This is a genomic window from Halorubrum californiense DSM 19288 (assembly GCF_000336875.1).
Classification (GTDB): Archaea; Halobacteriota; Halobacteria; order Halobacteriales; family Haloferacaceae; genus Halorubrum; species Halorubrum californiense.
Genome location: NZ_AOJK01000003.1, coordinates 1 through 15238 on the forward strand (window position 1 = coordinate 1; position 15238 = coordinate 15238).

14 protein-coding genes and 2 pseudogenes are annotated in these 15238 nt (G+C 62.1%); 6 read left to right on the top strand and 10 right to left on the bottom strand.

What is annotated here, in order from left to right; translation table 11 throughout:
• From C463_RS00190 to C463_RS00220, 7 genes and pseudogenes are all read right to left on the bottom strand, one after another.
• The coding region (locus C463_RS00190) for an energy-coupling factor ABC transporter ATP-binding protein (RefSeq protein WP_152422346.1) at positions 1-413 on the bottom strand (413 nt) is incomplete at its 3' end.
• Positions 410-1225 carry an energy-coupling factor transporter transmembrane component T family protein gene (locus tag C463_RS00195; protein WP_008439996.1) on the bottom strand — a complete coding sequence of 272 codons (816 nt, stop codon included), beginning with the start codon at positions 1223-1225 and terminating at the stop codon, positions 410-412. The genes C463_RS00190 and C463_RS00195, both read right to left, overlap by 4 nt.
• 2 nt (positions 1226-1227) lie before the next feature.
• Positions 1228-1551: a hypothetical protein gene (locus C463_RS00200; RefSeq protein ID WP_008439998.1), complete on the bottom strand. Its 324-nt coding sequence runs from the start codon at positions 1549-1551 to the stop codon at positions 1228-1230.
• A gap of 93 nt (positions 1552-1644) precedes the next feature.
• Positions 1645-2293 (bottom strand): annotated as a pseudogene (locus tag C463_RS20080) (energy-coupling factor ABC transporter permease).
• A gap of 280 nt (positions 2294-2573) precedes the next feature.
• Entirely contained in the window at positions 2574-2993 is a 420-nt protein-coding gene (locus C463_RS00210) for a CopG family ribbon-helix-helix protein (protein WP_008440002.1), read from the bottom strand.
• Between the two features lie 200 nt (positions 2994-3193).
• Positions 3194-3601, bottom strand: coding sequence for a CopG family ribbon-helix-helix protein (locus tag C463_RS00215; RefSeq protein ID WP_049905347.1), 408 nt, complete (start codon positions 3599-3601; stop codon positions 3194-3196).
• A gap of 244 nt (positions 3602-3845) precedes the next feature.
• Positions 3846-4331, bottom strand: a complete 486-nt coding sequence (locus C463_RS00220; protein WP_008440005.1) for a DoxX family membrane protein — start codon at positions 4329-4331, stop codon at positions 3846-3848.
• A 337-nt stretch (positions 4332-4668) separates the two neighbouring features.
• On the opposite strand from C463_RS00220, the pseudogene C463_RS00225 reads away from it, so the two are divergent.
• Positions 4669-5389, top strand: a pseudogene (locus tag C463_RS00225) (IS6 family transposase).
• 92 nt (positions 5390-5481) lie between these two features.
• Entirely contained in the window at positions 5482-6231 is a 750-nt protein-coding gene (locus C463_RS17275; RefSeq protein WP_080510742.1) for a CbiX/SirB N-terminal domain-containing protein, read from the top strand.
• A gap of 69 nt (positions 6232-6300) precedes the next feature.
• On the opposite strand, the gene C463_RS00235 is transcribed toward C463_RS17275, so the two are convergent.
• The 3 genes from C463_RS00235 to cobN are packed head-to-tail and all read right to left on the bottom strand — an operon-like array spanning position 6301 to position 11706.
• Positions 6301-7083: a cobalt-precorrin-7 (C(5))-methyltransferase gene (locus tag C463_RS00235; protein WP_008440014.1), complete on the bottom strand. Its 783-nt coding sequence runs from the start codon at positions 7081-7083 to the stop codon at positions 6301-6303.
• Positions 7080-7784, bottom strand: a complete 705-nt coding sequence (locus tag C463_RS00240; RefSeq protein ID WP_008440015.1) for a precorrin-8X methylmutase — start codon at positions 7782-7784, stop codon at positions 7080-7082. Before C463_RS00240 ends, C463_RS00235 begins: the two co-directional genes overlap by 4 nt.
• Complete coding sequence (gene cobN / locus C463_RS00245; protein WP_008440016.1) at positions 7774-11706, bottom strand: cobaltochelatase subunit CobN; 3933 nt, start codon at positions 11704-11706, stop codon at positions 7774-7776. Before cobN ends, C463_RS00240 begins: the two co-directional genes overlap by 11 nt.
• A 33-nt stretch (positions 11707-11739) precedes the next feature.
• Between cobN and C463_RS00250 the strand changes: the two genes are divergently transcribed.
• Genes C463_RS00250 through C463_RS00265 form a run of 4 tightly spaced genes read left to right on the top strand, consistent with a single transcriptional unit; the run spans position 11740 to position 15234 of the window.
• Positions 11740-13920, top strand: coding sequence for a VWA domain-containing protein (locus C463_RS00250; protein ID WP_049905337.1), 2181 nt, complete (start codon positions 11740-11742; stop codon positions 13918-13920).
• 56 nt (positions 13921-13976) lie between these two features.
• On the top strand, positions 13977-14165 hold the full coding sequence (locus tag C463_RS00255; RefSeq protein WP_008440018.1) for a CbtB domain-containing protein: 189 nt from the start codon (positions 13977-13979) through the stop codon (positions 14163-14165).
• Positions 14165-14887: a CbtA family protein gene (locus C463_RS00260; RefSeq protein ID WP_008440019.1), complete on the top strand. Its 723-nt coding sequence runs from the start codon at positions 14165-14167 to the stop codon at positions 14885-14887. The genes C463_RS00255 and C463_RS00260 overlap by 1 nt, the downstream gene beginning before the upstream one ends.
• Positions 14887-15234 (top strand): (2Fe-2S) ferredoxin domain-containing protein, encoded by a 348-nt coding sequence (locus C463_RS00265; protein WP_008440021.1) that lies wholly within the window; start codon positions 14887-14889, stop codon positions 15232-15234. Before C463_RS00260 ends, C463_RS00265 begins: the two co-directional genes overlap by 1 nt.
• Positions 15235-15238 lie beyond the last annotated feature (4 nt).

The window sequence follows — 15238 nt, forward strand, 5'->3', positions numbered from 1 at the left end:
TGGCTCGCGTCGACAGTCGCCAGCGCTTCACGAGCGCGTTCTCTCGCTTCGTCTCCGGGGACCCCGTAGTTCTGAAGGCCGAACATCACGTCGTCGAGGACTGTGGGCGCGACGAGTTGCGTATCGGCATCTTGGAAGACGAAGCCGACCTCTTTTCGCGCGTGTGGCTTGTTGTCCTCGGTGATCGGGGTGCCGTCGACGACGAGCTCGCCGTCATCGGGGATGAGGGTCGCGTTCAGATGTTCGAGGAGCGTCGACTTTCCGGCGCCGTTGCCACCGACGAGGGCCACGACCTCATCGGAATACACGGAGAAGTCAACCTCGTGCATACCAACCGTCCCGTCCGGGTACGTGTGGGCTTCACACTGTAAATCGACCAGGGGCCGCCGTTCTTCAGAATGATTCGTACTCATACTGGAATCACCTCGTAGACGCCGACCAGGGCGTAGGCGACGACGCCGGCGTAGCAAGCGGCGATAACGATGAGCTCACGAGCGGGCGGTCGCGGGACGTCCCCGTACAGCGTGAGGTCGCCGTCGTATCCGCGGGCTTCCATCGACTTGACGAGTCGTTCGGACTGTTCGATCGCCGACAGCATCGTCATGCCGAGGATCCGGGCGTACAGCCGTTTATTCGACCAGAATTCCGAGAAGTTCGCTCCGCGGGAGAGCGCGGCTTTCACCAAGTCTTCAAGCGTCTCAAGCATAACGAACGTGAACCGGTAGGTGAGGAGGGCGACCTGGTCGATCGGTCGCGGAAGCAACCGACCGAGCATGTACGCGACATCGGTGTATTTGGTCGTCATCGACGCCGTCAGCGCGAACGTGACGACCGTGAGTGACCGACAACTGAGCTCCAAAAAGAGGGTGAGACCCTCCCACGTGACCGAGAAACCGCCGAAGGGCGTCGGGACTGCGCCCCCGATCGGCGTCCCCGGTTCGAGAAACGCAAGCGGTCCGGCGACCGAGATGATGAACAGCATCGGGAGCGTGTACCAGCCGATGAGCCGCCGAAACGGCAGGTCCGCGAGTCCGTAGATCACTAGTACGGTTCCGTACAGACCGGCCAAGAGCGCGAGGCGGTCGAACACCGTGACGGCGAGAACGAGTACACCGACGACGCCGACCTTCGTCCACGGGTTGATTCGATGTAACGGTCCGTCTCGCCGCTCGGCGAACGCCGTAATGAGCCGGGGATCAGGGACGTGATTCGAGAGCGTTGTCACGGTTACCGTGTCGGTCGTTCGTCATCACCGAAGCCGCCGTAACGGTCGACGTAGACGTACAGCCCGAGACCCAAGAGGGCGAAGGCGAGAACAATTCCGCCGAATTCGATCATCAGTCCGCCCTTCCGGATGGGACCGGCAACGACGATACCACGTCCAAGATTCACGAGCGAGCCACCGCCGTCTTGGACGCCGCGTTGAAGCGCTTGCGAGGCCCGCTTTGCCCATGGAACGGCACCACCAGTCGCAGTGAACCCCCAGTAGCCGACGGCGAGGAACGCCGAGAAGACGGCAGCCATGCTACCGTACTGCTTCCAGCGCTGCATCAGGCTGTCACCCCCGAGGGCTCATCGCGAGTGTCNCGGCGAGGAACGCCGAGAAGACGGCAGCCATGCTACCGTACTGCTTCCAGCGCTGCATCAGGCTGTCACCCCCGAGGGCTCATCGCGAGTGTCGCGGTCGGTAAGTCCGACGAGGTCGGGACGCACTGAGGCGAGGAATTGGACGATAAGTCCCGTAAGCAGCCCCTCAACGACCGCGACACCGAGGTTGAGAGCGGAGAGTCCACCAACGGCGATCAGCAGGTCACCACGCGGGAGCGCGCTCCCGTTAACCCCGCTGATAACGATGATCGCCCCCATCAGGAACGACCCCACTGAGAGGCCGAGTGTCGCAGCACTCGCGCTGGCGGGGAAGACGTCCCACTCCATCCCCATCAGCGTCTTGAACGCGTAGTAGGCGACGATCGCTTCGCTGGCGTTGATNGTGTCCGAGCGCCGCCGAAAAGATGTTGACGACCAGCGCGACGAGCGCGCCGAGAAGCGGTCCGGCGATGATACCCACGAGCCCGGTGAGGTTCATGTGAATTCCGCCCCACACTGGAATGTTAAGCTGAAAGACCGCAAAACTCGCAGCCGCGCCAATCCCTGCGAGTGCGATCTGGTGTGTCTTTATTCCACCTTTTCGTATCCGGTAGACCACAGTAGAGATTAGTCCAGCACCGATCAGCGTCCACAGCACGAGCGCCCAGAGGGGGAACGACCCCTCTCCAAGNATCCGGTAGACCACAGTAGAGATTAGTCCAGCACCGATCAGCGTCCACAGCACGAGCGCCCAGAGGGGGAACGACCCCTCTCCAAGGTGAATGTGCGGCATGTCTGTTTAGCAATTATAGGTCCAGATATAATAACTTTGCTGTACTGGAGTACATAATATAATAAGAAGAATGTAAACTCGGCCTAGAATTTAATTCAAAACGTGGGCACACGTGCCGGTGGCGACGATGCTGAGATTATGACGTCTCAGATTCATCGGCTCCGGCTCAAAATCCGTCTTTCAGTACGAGCAATTAACTGTCTGATATGTCGCTCGCTGCTGTGTCGTTTCCGTTGACGGGCACGACGGTGTATTCCACCGAGACAGACTCGTCCGCTCCTCGAACGGTGCCGATAAAGTGAAGAACGTCTTGGTACGCGGCTTCGACGACGAACGTCTCGACACATCCAGCGTTCTCTCGGAGGCAGTTATGCGAGTTCGACCGGATGGACCCTTCGAACTCATGGCGGATATCCATCATTCGACGTTCAATTTCCGGTTCGTCGTATCCAAATACCGCAGTGACCGTCGCCAATACACGCTGGTCCTCGTAGTCAGCCTCTTGATACTCTTCGAGGAGTGATTGACAGGCCTCACGAATTACCTCGCTCCGGCCGGTGTAGCCGTGTTCTTCCGCAAACGTATCGAGATCTTCTCGGAGTCTCTCCGTCATCGAGGAACTCACGATGGAAATATATTAAAACTATTTTTCAGTATAATAGTTATAACAGTATGTAAAAATTATATTATTAAATTTGCTCAGAGGGCGCCTCTATGGTTATCGTCCGGAAAATAGGGAGAACATCTGTGACAGGTGAAGTCAGCAAATATATTCACAACCGGTGTGAATCCAGCAAGAGAGACGGAACAGGATCAGCTCAGATCTGCCAGCGGGCTAAAATCATCTACTGGTGAGACAGAGTAATCAATTGTGAGAGTGTCCTTAGTCGCTCGAATCTTCCCAACAAACGCTGAAATCTCTTCGAGAGATCCTTCGAGCACAAACAGTTCCATACAGTGGTGCCCGCCAACGTGACTATGGAAATTCGAAGCGACGATATCCTCGTATTCGTGGCGAAGGTGCATCATTTTCTCTTCGACAGTTGTGGTTTCGTAGTCGAATAACACGGTGACCACTCCCATCAGTTCGCGCCCTTCGAGTTTCTTGTCCTCAAATTCACCCATGAGGTTCCTGCTCGCCTCCCGAAGTACCTCACTCCGACCAGTGTATCCGTGGTCGTCGGCAAACTGATCAATCCGCTCAAGCAATTCCTCAGGCATTGAGACNCTCCGACCAGTGTATCCGTGGTCGTCGGCAAACTGATCAATCCGCTCAAGCAATTCCTCAGGCATTGAGACGCTTACTACGCTCATATAGTAACTTAACCGGCAATATCTATTAAGATTTATTATTTCTTTTCACTGGTCGTCGATCGGGGCTCCTCTCAGAGAGAATGATGACGTCTCAGATTCATCGGCTCCGGCTCAAAATTCGTCTTTCAGTACGAGCAATTAAGTGTCTGATTCACACCGACGCAGGTTCGTCTCTCACAGTACTTCCCAGAACGAGTGCGCCGGCAATGATTACGAGGTTCTTTACGATATACTGCCCCTCAACCGTTAATCCGTACGGGAGCGTAGTATAGACAACTTCTGGGAGCAGTACCATTGGGAGGAACGTCCCCGGGAGCTGGAGTGCCAACAGTAGCAACCCAACACGAGTGAGCGGCGGGTAGAGCAGACAGATCCCGATGACCACCTCCCACACGCCAAGCACCGGGACGAAAAACTCAGGCGGAAGAATGTACACTGTAGAGGCGACGAGGTCTCCGGCTGGCGAGACACCGAGTACTTTGAGCGCGCCGAACCAGATGAACACCGCTCCGACAGCGGCTCGCAACGCTGGAACGCTCCAACGGTCCATTTTCGACGCCAGTGTCGCGTCGAGTGCGTCCAACCTCTCTTGGTACACAATTATCGTGTCTTTCGATTCGTTTTCTGAGGTTGCCATCACGTTCGTAATAGTTACGATTTTGCCGGCTAAGGCTTCTAGCTCCTGATCGACCGTGTCAGTTTCTTTGATCTGAACCAGTGTGCTTCTCAGGTTCGCTACTGTGAGGTGGATTTTGACTCTATTGAATTATTTATATCTGATATTTTTTAGGTGAGGAATACGGAGACTGAGGCCAACAGCGGTGGTGCTCATCCTAACAACCGGTCATAGCGCAGACACTTGTGAAGAACATTCATACCAGTGGATATTGTTCGGAGTTAGTATTTGGTCCCCCGGAGAGGGCGGTGTTCAGATAAGGATTGAAAGGTGAGGCGGTGCGTTTTCAAAGTGATCTATGCCCGAAAACGACCGCCTCGGCGGCTGTTTAGACGATATCAACGTAGAGTTTGTGGAGAGAGAAGCAACACCGAAGCTGTTGATGAAGCTCAGTATTCAGCTTCATCTCGCAGGATTGTCGCTTTCGAATACTGTTTCGTTTCGTGAAATATTCGGTGTTAATCGGGCCCGATCCACCGTTCACAACTGGGTTCACAAGGCCGATTTACAGCCGGAATCTGGTCGGTGTCCGAATCACGTTGCGGTCGATGAAACAGTGATTCAACTTGACGATGAACAATATTGGCTGTACGCCGCTGTCGATCCCAATTCAAACGATTTACTCTATACAAAGCTTGAACCGACAAGGACGAACGTGATCGCAGATCAGTTTTTGCGGAACTTCGCGAAAAACACGACGTGGATGACGCGATCTTTCTCGTTGATGGAGCGGTTCCACTTCACCGAGCCTGTGAAAAACACGACCTCGATTTNAAAAACACGACGTGGATGACGCGATCTTTCTCGTTGATGGAGCGGTTCCACTTCACCGAGCCTGTGAAAAACACGACCTCGATTTTAGATACGAACGACATGGAAATCGGAACAGCGTCGAACGTGTCTTTCGTGAAGTAAAACGCAGAACTACCAGTTTCTCAAATTGTTTCAGCAACGCCAAAGCAGAAACTGCTGATACGTGGCTCAGATCGTTCGCATTCGCATGGAATCAGCTTATCTGAACACGAGGACGTGGACGTGGATAAGTTATTTACCTGAAGCCCAATATCAGTATGACAAGTCCAATTGTAGTAGGACAAAATAATTTGTTCATATGCCACGAGAAACAGTCGTCCTCGTCGGGCGGAATGAGGTACAATCTGTCGCGGAGCAACACGCCGACCGATTACGGAACGCTAATATCGTTGACACGGTCACCACTGCAACGTATGAGTTAGAACCAGAATCGGAACTCAGAGAGACACTATCGGACGTTCGTGGAGATCGGATTTACGCCGTTCCGATATGCTTCGCACACACTCACGAGACGCTGAAGGACATTCCCAGAGCCTTGAAGCGACTTTCCGGTGAGGTACAATATTGTGACCCAATCGGGAAGCACCAAACTGTGACCGAAGCGATTAGGAGCCGAGCAGTTGCGGCGAGCGACGCCGACGCACTAATACTCGTTGCCCTCGGGAACAGTCGTGACAGTTACGCGCGAACAGCTGCCAAGTCTCATGCGGCCCGTCTACGAGCGGGTTTCGACGAAGTTCGGACCACATATCTCCTCCAAAGTCCGGCCGTCGAATGTGCGCGATATACGCTCGAGGCCGATCATGCGGTGGCGTGTCCACTGTTCGTCAGCGAGTGCGAGGCAACACGGGACCGAATTCCCGAACAGCTCGAGCTACATCGCGGCGGTATCGACTACGCCGAGCCATTCGGGGCGCACGATGCTGTCACCGACGCGATCTCTGTCGCGGTCGAGCGTGCTCGAGCGAACTCCGAGCCCTCGACGCCGAGTCCCGATATCGTTGCTAACGCCGACCCCGTGGCCACGGACGGGCGCGGTCAGGATTGATACGCGTTATACTTTTTTCATATCCCCGGGATCGATCGCGAGCGGGGTTGGTTCCCCTAAACCGGTTAGCTACCGGCGAACGATCAACACGGACAGGTCTGAGAACGGCGAATCAGCGGGCTCATTACCACCTGCGTGCCCGGCAAGGTCGCGAAGCGTCGTTCGGGTAATCTGTTCGTCGTCGTGGGTAAGTCGCTCACAGACGAGCGCGTCTGCTTCCGGATCGCCACCGTGCTTGAGCAGGTCGGCGGCGATATCGCCGGGCATCCAATCAAAGGGACGAGGTAACACGAGCAGGTGACGCTCGCCAACATCGCGACGAAGCCGATTGATACCATCGTCGAGATCGCCGCTCTTGTGTAGCGTGACGAAGGTCGCGTCCTCCATCGGGGTTCGCGACCGACTGGCCGCTATCTGTAGCGACGAGATCCCAGGGACAACATGTACGTCGATTGATTCTCCAGCCGCGTCGTCAACCGCGCGCTCAACTTTCCCAACGAACTGATAGCCAGAGTGGTTCGGATCGCCCATCAGGACCGCAGTGCCCCGCTCCCCGCGATCCACACGGTCGGCGAACGTCGTTAGCGCCTCCGCCTCGTCGCGGTATCCGCACGTCAGACACTCTGCGTCGGTGCGGTCGCGAATAGACTCGACGACCGTCTCAAACCCGACGACCACGTCGGCCTCTCGGATCGCGCGCTCTGCTCGCGGCACGAGATACTCGGGGTTGCCGGGCCCGACGCCGACCGCGTGGACGCTCGCCGCCGAGTCGATCGCGCGATCGGACTCCGGCCGCGCTGCGGCGTACGCCGCTGGGTCCGGACCCGAATCGAGGTCGTAGCCGTCCGTCATGGGCGCTCACCTCGGAGCGCCGCGAGCGACATCTCGTCGCTTCGGACGTCGCTCGCGACGTGGACCAGTTCGTTCGTGAGACCGGCAGCCAGGCCGGAGCCCCCGCGGCGGCCGACGTTCGTGACCGCGGGAACGCCGTGCGCGGCGGCGACCTCTCGGATACGCTTCCGGCTCTCCGCGGCCTTCACGAACCCGACGGGCGTCGCGACGACGACCGACGGTCGCGTCCCCTGATCGATACAGTCGGCGAGCGCGAGCGCGGCGGTCGGCGCGTTGCCAATGACGGCGATCGCACTGTCGTAAACTCCGCGTTCGTCGAGTTCGAGTACGCTCGCCGCGGTGCGAGTCATGCCGGTCTCTGCGGCGAGGTCCGCGCCGTTGCCGATCGCCTTTCTGACCTCACAGTTGTGACCGCGTCCCGTCACTCCGGACTTGACCATCGTGATGTCGGTCACGATCGGCCGCTCGTCGAGCACGGCTTCCGCGCCTGCCGCGACTGGGGTATGTGTGAACCGCATCAAATGCGCGAACTCCGGGTCACCGGTGGCGTGAACCGCCTTCGCGCGCAGGCGGTCGACGGGCGTCTCCTGCGGCACAAGCTCGTGGACGCGGTCCATACTCGTCTCGGCGATGGCCATCGCGTCCTCGGTCGTCGCGCCGAGGTCGGCGTACTCGGCGGTCTCGTCTCCCTCAGTCGTCATCACCGGTCACCTCCATCGGGTCCTGCGAGGCGCGCTCCTCGATGTCGCCGTCGACGGTGAGGTTGCGGTCTCGCAGTTCCCTTACCGTGTCCTCGTCGGCCTCCCAGAGCCCGCGGTCGATCGCCTCCAGCAGGGTGTCTGTGATCGACTCCAGCGCCCACGGGTTGACATCACGCATCCAGTCGGCGCGATCGTTGTCGAGGGCGTACTTCTCTGCCACAGCGGTCCAGAGTCGGTCGGAGACGACGCCGGTCGTCGCGTCCCACCCGAGCGCCACGTCGACCGTCTTTGAGAGGTCGCCAGCGCCCTTGTACCCGTGTTCCTCCATCGAGTCGAGCCAGTCAGGGTTGAGAACGCGAGCTCGCATAGCCTTCCGGACCTTCTCTTCGTTCGTATAGATGTCGACGTTGTCGGGGTCCGAGGTGTCGCCCACGTACGACGCCGGCTCCTCGCCGGCCACTTCGGTAACGGCGGTGATGAACCCGCCGTGGAACGCGTACCAGTCGGAGGAGTCGAACTCGTCCTGTTCCATCGTGTCTTCGATCTTCACCGTCGCGTCGACGTTACCGAGCCGACGCTCGAACGCGTCGTGCGCCGCGGAGGCGGTGCCGCGGGAACCGAGCGCGTAGCCGCCCCACTGTACGTACACCTCCGCCAGGTCCGCGGCGTCGTCCCAGTTCCCCTCGTCGACGGCCTTGTTGGTTCCCGCGCCGTAGCCGCCGGGACGCGTCGTGAACACGCGGTGTTTCGCGGCCGCCTCGGGATCGTCGTGGCCGTCGGCGTCTAGCGCCTCGGCCTCCTCCTCAACGTGTTTCTTCACGTAGTTCATCTCGTGCGGCTCGTCGAGGTCGACCACCGCGTCGACCGCGTCGTGAATGACGCTCGCGGCCTGTGGGAACGCGTCCCTGAACAGGCCGGAGACGCGGGTCGTGGCGTCGATTCGGGGGCGGTCCAGCTCGTCGAGCGGGATCGGCTCTACGTCGTCTATCCGCCCCGCGTCGGTCCAGACGGGTTCGACGCCCATCGTGGCGAGCACCTGCGCGATCGTCTCGCCGCGAGTCCGAACGGTCGGCGTCCCCCACGCGACGACGCCGATCTCTTCGGGATATTCGCCCTCTTCGTCGTGATGGCGGGCGAGCGTGTCAGCGGCGACCTCGCGGCCGACGTCCCACGCGGCCTTGGCGGGTACCTTCCGCGGGTCAAGCGTGTAGAAGTTCCGACCGGTCGGAAGCAGGTCGACGCCCCCGCGAGTGGGTGCGCCGGAGCCGCCCGGCGGGACGTACTCGCCGGCCAGCGCGTCGGCCGTGCGCGGGATCTCAGCCTCGGCACCACGAACGCGAGGCGCCGCTTCCTCGGCGATGAACTGAAGCGCGTCCCGGAGCTCGTCGTGGGCGCCACCCCGAACGCGAGCGTCGCCGAGCGGGTCGATACCGACGATCAGCAGATTGATCGTCGTCTCGTCGTCCACGTCGGCGTCGGATTCCGACTCCGGTACGTCGAAGCCGTGGGCGGCCAGCGTCCGGACGAGCTCTTTGCTCGTGTCGTACACCTCGTCGGCGGCCTCCCCGTATGTCATGCCCAGCGTCTCGTCGTACTCGCCGGGGGCGTCGAGCATCCGCTCGTAATCGACGCCCAGCACGCCGGCGACCGACTCCCGGAGGCTCGGCCCGCCGGGGTTCTCCAGGCGTGTGAGCGCAACGAGGTACTCCACTAGGCGGTCGTCGACGGGCGGCTCGCCCATCGTGTGGAGTCCCAACCGGATCTGGGTGTTCTTCACGTCGGTCAGGTACGCGTGGATCCGCTCGACGAGCTCTTCGACGGGCACCTCGTCGCCCTCGATGTCCCCCTCTGCGAGCGTCGTGCCGGACGCGTCCGGCCCGCGAACGTCCGCTTGTTCGTCGATTTCGCCCGCGATTCCGAGCTCGACGGCGAGGTCGAGTTCGCCGATCGTCTCGCGGATGAGGGCTTCGAGTCCGGCGCCCTCGTCGGTGCGAACCTCGGTGCCGCCGGCCTCTCGGTACCGCCGGGCGAGGTCCTCCAGTTCGGCCAATTCGTCGTAGCTACCGGCGCGACGCATCACCGGAGTCAGGTAGTCCACGACGGCGGCGTACGAGCGGCGCTTCGCCTGGGTCCCCTCGCCGGGGTTGTTCACGATGTACGGGTAGACGTTCGGCAGGTCGTCGATCAGGCCGTCCGGCGCCGATCCGGAGCCGAGGCCGACCGTCTTGCCCGGCAGCCACTCCAGCGAGCCGTGCGTGCCGAGGTGGACGACGGCGTCGGCGTCGAACTCGTTCCGAAGCCACCCGTAGAAGGCAACGTAGTCGTGCGGCGGCCACAGGTCGGAGTCGTGGTACACCTTTTCTGGGTCCATGCCGAACCCTCGCGGCGGTTGGACCGTGACAAGGACGTTCCCGAACTCGACGCCGGGGATCGCAAACGGCCGCTCGGGCGGGTCGCCCCACTCGTCGAGGACGCCGTCACGGAACCGGTCGCTCGCCGCGTCGAACCACTTGGCATACCGCGCCGGCGACACCGTGTCGACGCTGCGGTCGCGCACGTCGCCCGGCGCGACCCACCGATCGTCAAGCGTGAGCTGGCCGGTGAGGACGTCAATAAGCTTTTGCCCGTCGGCGATCGGGCTGGCTGTCGCCCCGTCGCTCGCGGGCTCTTCGACTCCCGATTTTGACCCGAGGTCGTACCCGCGGCCGTCGAGTTCGTCAAGCAGGTTGACGGTCGACTCAGGCGAGTCGAGGCCGAACGCGGTTCCGATTCCGTCGTCGCTCGGCGGGTAGTTGTGGAGGACGACCGCGACTTTCTTCTCGTCGTTCGGCGTGTGTCTGAGCCTCGCCCAGTTGACCGCGAGCCGTGCGGCGTGGTCGACGCGGTCCTCGATCGGGAAGTGCTGTTTGGGCGCGGAGCCGATGCCCGCAGCGTCATCCGTGCGCTCTTTCCCAGAGATCGGATGCGTGATGACATTCCCGTCGAACTCGGGGAGGGCGACAGACAGCGCGAGCTCGAACCCCATCACGCCGGTGTCGCTCGACTCGTACCGAGAACGCGAACGCATCGTTGTCACGGTCTGAACCACCGGGACACCAAGTTCCTCGAGGAACACGCTCTCCGCGTCGGCGCCCTCGTCCGCGGCGTCGCGCCCGCGCTCACTCATCGACAGCGAGAACATGAACGATGAGAGAACGGCGTCGACGATCGGATCGCCTCGACTATCGGTGAAGTAGTGTTTTGCCGTCCACTTCGCGTCCTCTCGATTCGCCTCGTCGCTGACGGGATTACAGAAGACAGGCAGCACGTTCGCTCCGAGGGCTTCCAGTCGGCTGACCTGCGCGTCGACGTACCGGACGTTCTCGTGCGTCCAGTGCGACTCGTAGAACCAGACGCCGACCGTCGGTGCGCCCGCGTCGAACGTCGCGATCAGCTCCTCGTAGTCTGCGCCGGGGTAATTGGGGTGGTAGACGCCCTCCGTCGGGAGTTCGATCGGGTCGTCGATCTCACCCGCGACTTCGCCGTCGCCGTACTCCCGAGAGAGGAATCGCATCCCGTTCGAGATGTTGACCGTCCCCCCGTAGTCGAGGTACTCGGAGACAGTCGCCCGATCGGTCGGTGTAACGGTGGTATCCTCCAGCGCAAAGGCGTCGCCCGTCGCTTTGACGACAAGCGGTACGCCGGCGTCCCGAAGCTCGTCGACCGCGAACTCGTATGCCGGCATGCTGTCTTGTCCGCCGTGGAGCCAGAGGACGACCGCCGCCGCGTCTCTGAGCTCGTCCACGAAGGACGCCACGTCGCGCTGCTCGTTGAGGTCGCTGTCAGATCGAACGACGAGATCGATTCCCGAGAGTTGCTCTGCGGCCGTCTGGACTGCTCCCAACTCGTTCTCCGTCGCGGTGTAGAGGCCGATTTTTGTCACAAGTTATTAAACCTCCTCTGTAGTAACACAAGTATGGTTGATTTGGGGACAAATAAAAAAGTTTCCACCCCCCTGCCGGCGGTCGTCGGCCAAGCTGATCTCAAACGAGTGCTTCTCGCAATAGCGGCCGAACCGAGTCTCAGCGGCGCTCTCCTCAGGGGCGAAAAGGGGACTGCTAAATCGACGTCTGTCAGGGCGCTGGCGGACCTGTTACCCGAACAGACGGTCGTCGCTGATTGCCCGTACGGTTGTCCGCCACCAAACGCAACCGGGACCACGGGCGACAATTCCGCGAGCGACCAGTGTGCGTCGTGTCGGGATCGCGACGATCCGCCAGTGGAAACGAGACCGGCCCCGCTCGTGACGCTCCCACTCGGGGCGACCCGCGACCGAGTGGTAGGGACACTCTCCGTCTCCGACGCGCTCAACGGCGACGCCGAGTTCGACTCGGGACTGCTCGCCCGTGCCAACCGCGGCGTCCTCTACGTTGACGAGGTCAACCTGCTTCCAGACCATCTGATCGACGTGCTGTTGGACGCTGCCGCGATGGGGACGAACCGGGTGGAGCGCGACGGTGTCAGCGTCAGCCACCCCGCCGACTTCACGCTGATCGGGACGATGAACCCGGAAGAGGGGGAGCTTCGACCCCAGCTGCGCGACCGCTTCGACCTCTGCGTCGACGTCACCGGGAGCGGGGAGATCGACGAACGCGTCGAAATTCTGGACAGGGTCGTTACCGACGACGATAGCGGTCGGGACCTACGCGCAGAGTTCGCGGCGGAGACGACGGCCCTCCGGAAGCGAGTACACGAGGCCCGTGACCGCCGACCCGCGATCCCCGAAGACTTCAAACGCGACATCGCCGAGCTCTGCCGCGACGCGGGCGTCGACGGGCACCGGGCCGACTTCGCCGTCGCTCGCGGGGCCCGGGCGTTCGCGGCGCTCGACGGACGCCCAAAGGTCATCGAGTCGGACGTGGCGGACGCCGCCGAGTACGCGCTGAGCCATCGTTTACAGAGCCGCCCTTTCGACGAGGCAGCTGACCCGGAGGAGGTGGTTGACGATCACTTCGGCGACGACGCCGCTGAGGGCGACCGCGGTCCGGAGGGCGACGCCGACCAAGTGGAAGACGGCGGGGAGAGTGATACCGAAGCTTCCGATCTGGATGAGTCTGACCCGAATGAGGCCGACACGGACGAGAGCGGTCCGGACGGGAATGATCTCGACAGGAGCGACTCAGACGGGAGCGGCTCGGGTCGAGCGTCGGACGCCGAGGGCTCCGACGGCGATCGGTCCGACGCTCCCGCTGGATCCGGCTCGGGCGACTCCGACGACGCCGATCGATCGCCGAGCGACGCGGCGGCCGTAGACCACAGTGACGGAGCGGACGGGGGGGCGTCCGATTCCGACGGCGACGATGAGGCCGCACCGATACCCCCCGGAGGTGCCCGTGCGGGAATTGCTGACGCGGCGGCTCCGGACATCCCGTCACCCGAGAGTCGTACCGACGCGAGCGGCGAGGGCGTCGGCCGACACGCGGCGGCGCCGTCTCCCGACGGCCGCGGACCGATGGTGCGAACAGAGCGCACGGAGCAGCCGGAGTCCCTGGACCCGGCGGCGACCGTCCGGGCGGCGGCGCGGAACGGCCGGTTGCGGCCGGCCGATACTGACCTCCGACAGGCGGTTCGAGCGGACGACGCCGACACGCTCACGGTGTTCGTCGCGGACGCCAGCGCGTCGATGGCGCCCGCGATGCGCGCCGCGAAGGGCGTGGCGTTGGAACTGTTGCGCGACGCGTACACCGAGCGGGACGAGGTGGCGCTGGTTTCGTTCGGCGGCGACGGGGCCGAGGTACTCCTCCCGCCGACGACGAGCGTATCGCTGGCCGCGCGTCAGTTGAAGGAACTCCCGACGGCGGATCGGACGCCGCTCCCGGACGGCCTAAACAAAGCCGCGACGCTTATCGAGCGGAAAGAACCGGCCGCAGCGACGGTTGTGCTCGTCTCTGACGGTCGCGCGAACGTCGCGAGGGGCAGTCCGACGACTGCGACCCGGCAGGCGGCCGAACGGGTCGCGGAAACGGATGCGTCGGTTCTCGTCGTCGACGCGGGCGAGTCGAGGGCCGGTGTCCTCGACATCGTTTGCGAGACGACCGACGCGAGGCGGACCGCGCTCGCCGCCCTCTCGATGGAATCGGTGCTTGGAGACCAGTAGAATTTTTGTAGAGCGTAAGTTTTACAATCTGACTTTACTTTCTCCAAATCGGATTTATGTCGACGAACACAGACACCGTTGCCGACCGGTTCGCTACGGCCGGGGCACAGATCGATCCGATAACCGCGCTCACCGCTCTGGCGCTCGTCGCGGCGCTGGGATTCACGCTCTTGTTCATGCAGGAACCGCTCGCCCACGACGCGTTACACGACTTCAGACACGGGGCCGGGATCATCTGCCACTGATGATCGATCGACTTCGATCCGGCGTCACGGCCGGAGCTCTCGCCGGACTGGCGTACGGGCTGTTCACGTGGCTGGTCGTCTCCCCGGTTGTCCGCCACTTGGAGCACCTCGCGTCTCACGGCGGCGATCACGGACACGACGTGGCCCACACCGTGGGCGAAACCACGACGGCGGTCGTCAGCGCCGGCGGCGGCGTCCTGTGGGGAATCCTGTTGGGGGCCGCGTTTGGCGTCGCGTATCACCTGTTCGAGCCGGGGCTTCCCGGCGGAGAGCTGAAACCGTACGTCTTCGCTGGGGCCGGATTCCTGGCGGTCTCCGTCGCCCCATGGACCGTTCTTCCCCCCGCCACTCCGGGGACGGAACCGCTGTACGGGTCGACTCTTCGCGTTCCGCTCTACCTCGGACTAGTCGTTGTCGGTGGTCTCGTCGCGGCGACGAGCATCTTCGGGTACACCCGAATGAGTCGCACTCGCGGTCGTGGCATGGGTGTGTTCGTCGCGTTGCTTCCGCTGGTAGCGCTCGGACTTCTCTCGATCATCGCTCCGCCGACACTGACCGGCGACGGCGCTTCCGCCGGGCTATCGGCCGCGTTCCGATGGCTCGTCGGCTTCTCGCAGGCCGGCCTCTGGGCGCTGATCGCCGTCGTCTTTCGCCGTTTCGACCGAGAGTTTGATCGACGTGGCACGAACTCACCGACGCCGACCGCGAGGGGAACCGACTGATGGAACGCCGAACGGAACAGATGCACGAGCGGGGAGTGAGCGCGGTCGTCCTCGTCTGTACCAACGAACGAACGGAGTACGCCGCCTGTGCCGCCGTCGACGGCGGCGACGTCGCCGACGGCGTCCGCGACTGGCTTCGCGAACGCGACCGCTACTGGTCGGAAGTCGCCGTCGCGGAAACGTCCTGCCTCGGGATGTGTAGCGATGACGGCGTCGCCGTTGTCGTCCAACCGCACGACGAGTGGTTCGCGGAGGTAGCGGTGGACGACGTGCCGATGCTGATGACAGAAATCTTCAGCGCCGCTGCGGACGATACCACCACGACGGAGCCGACGACGACCGACTGAACAG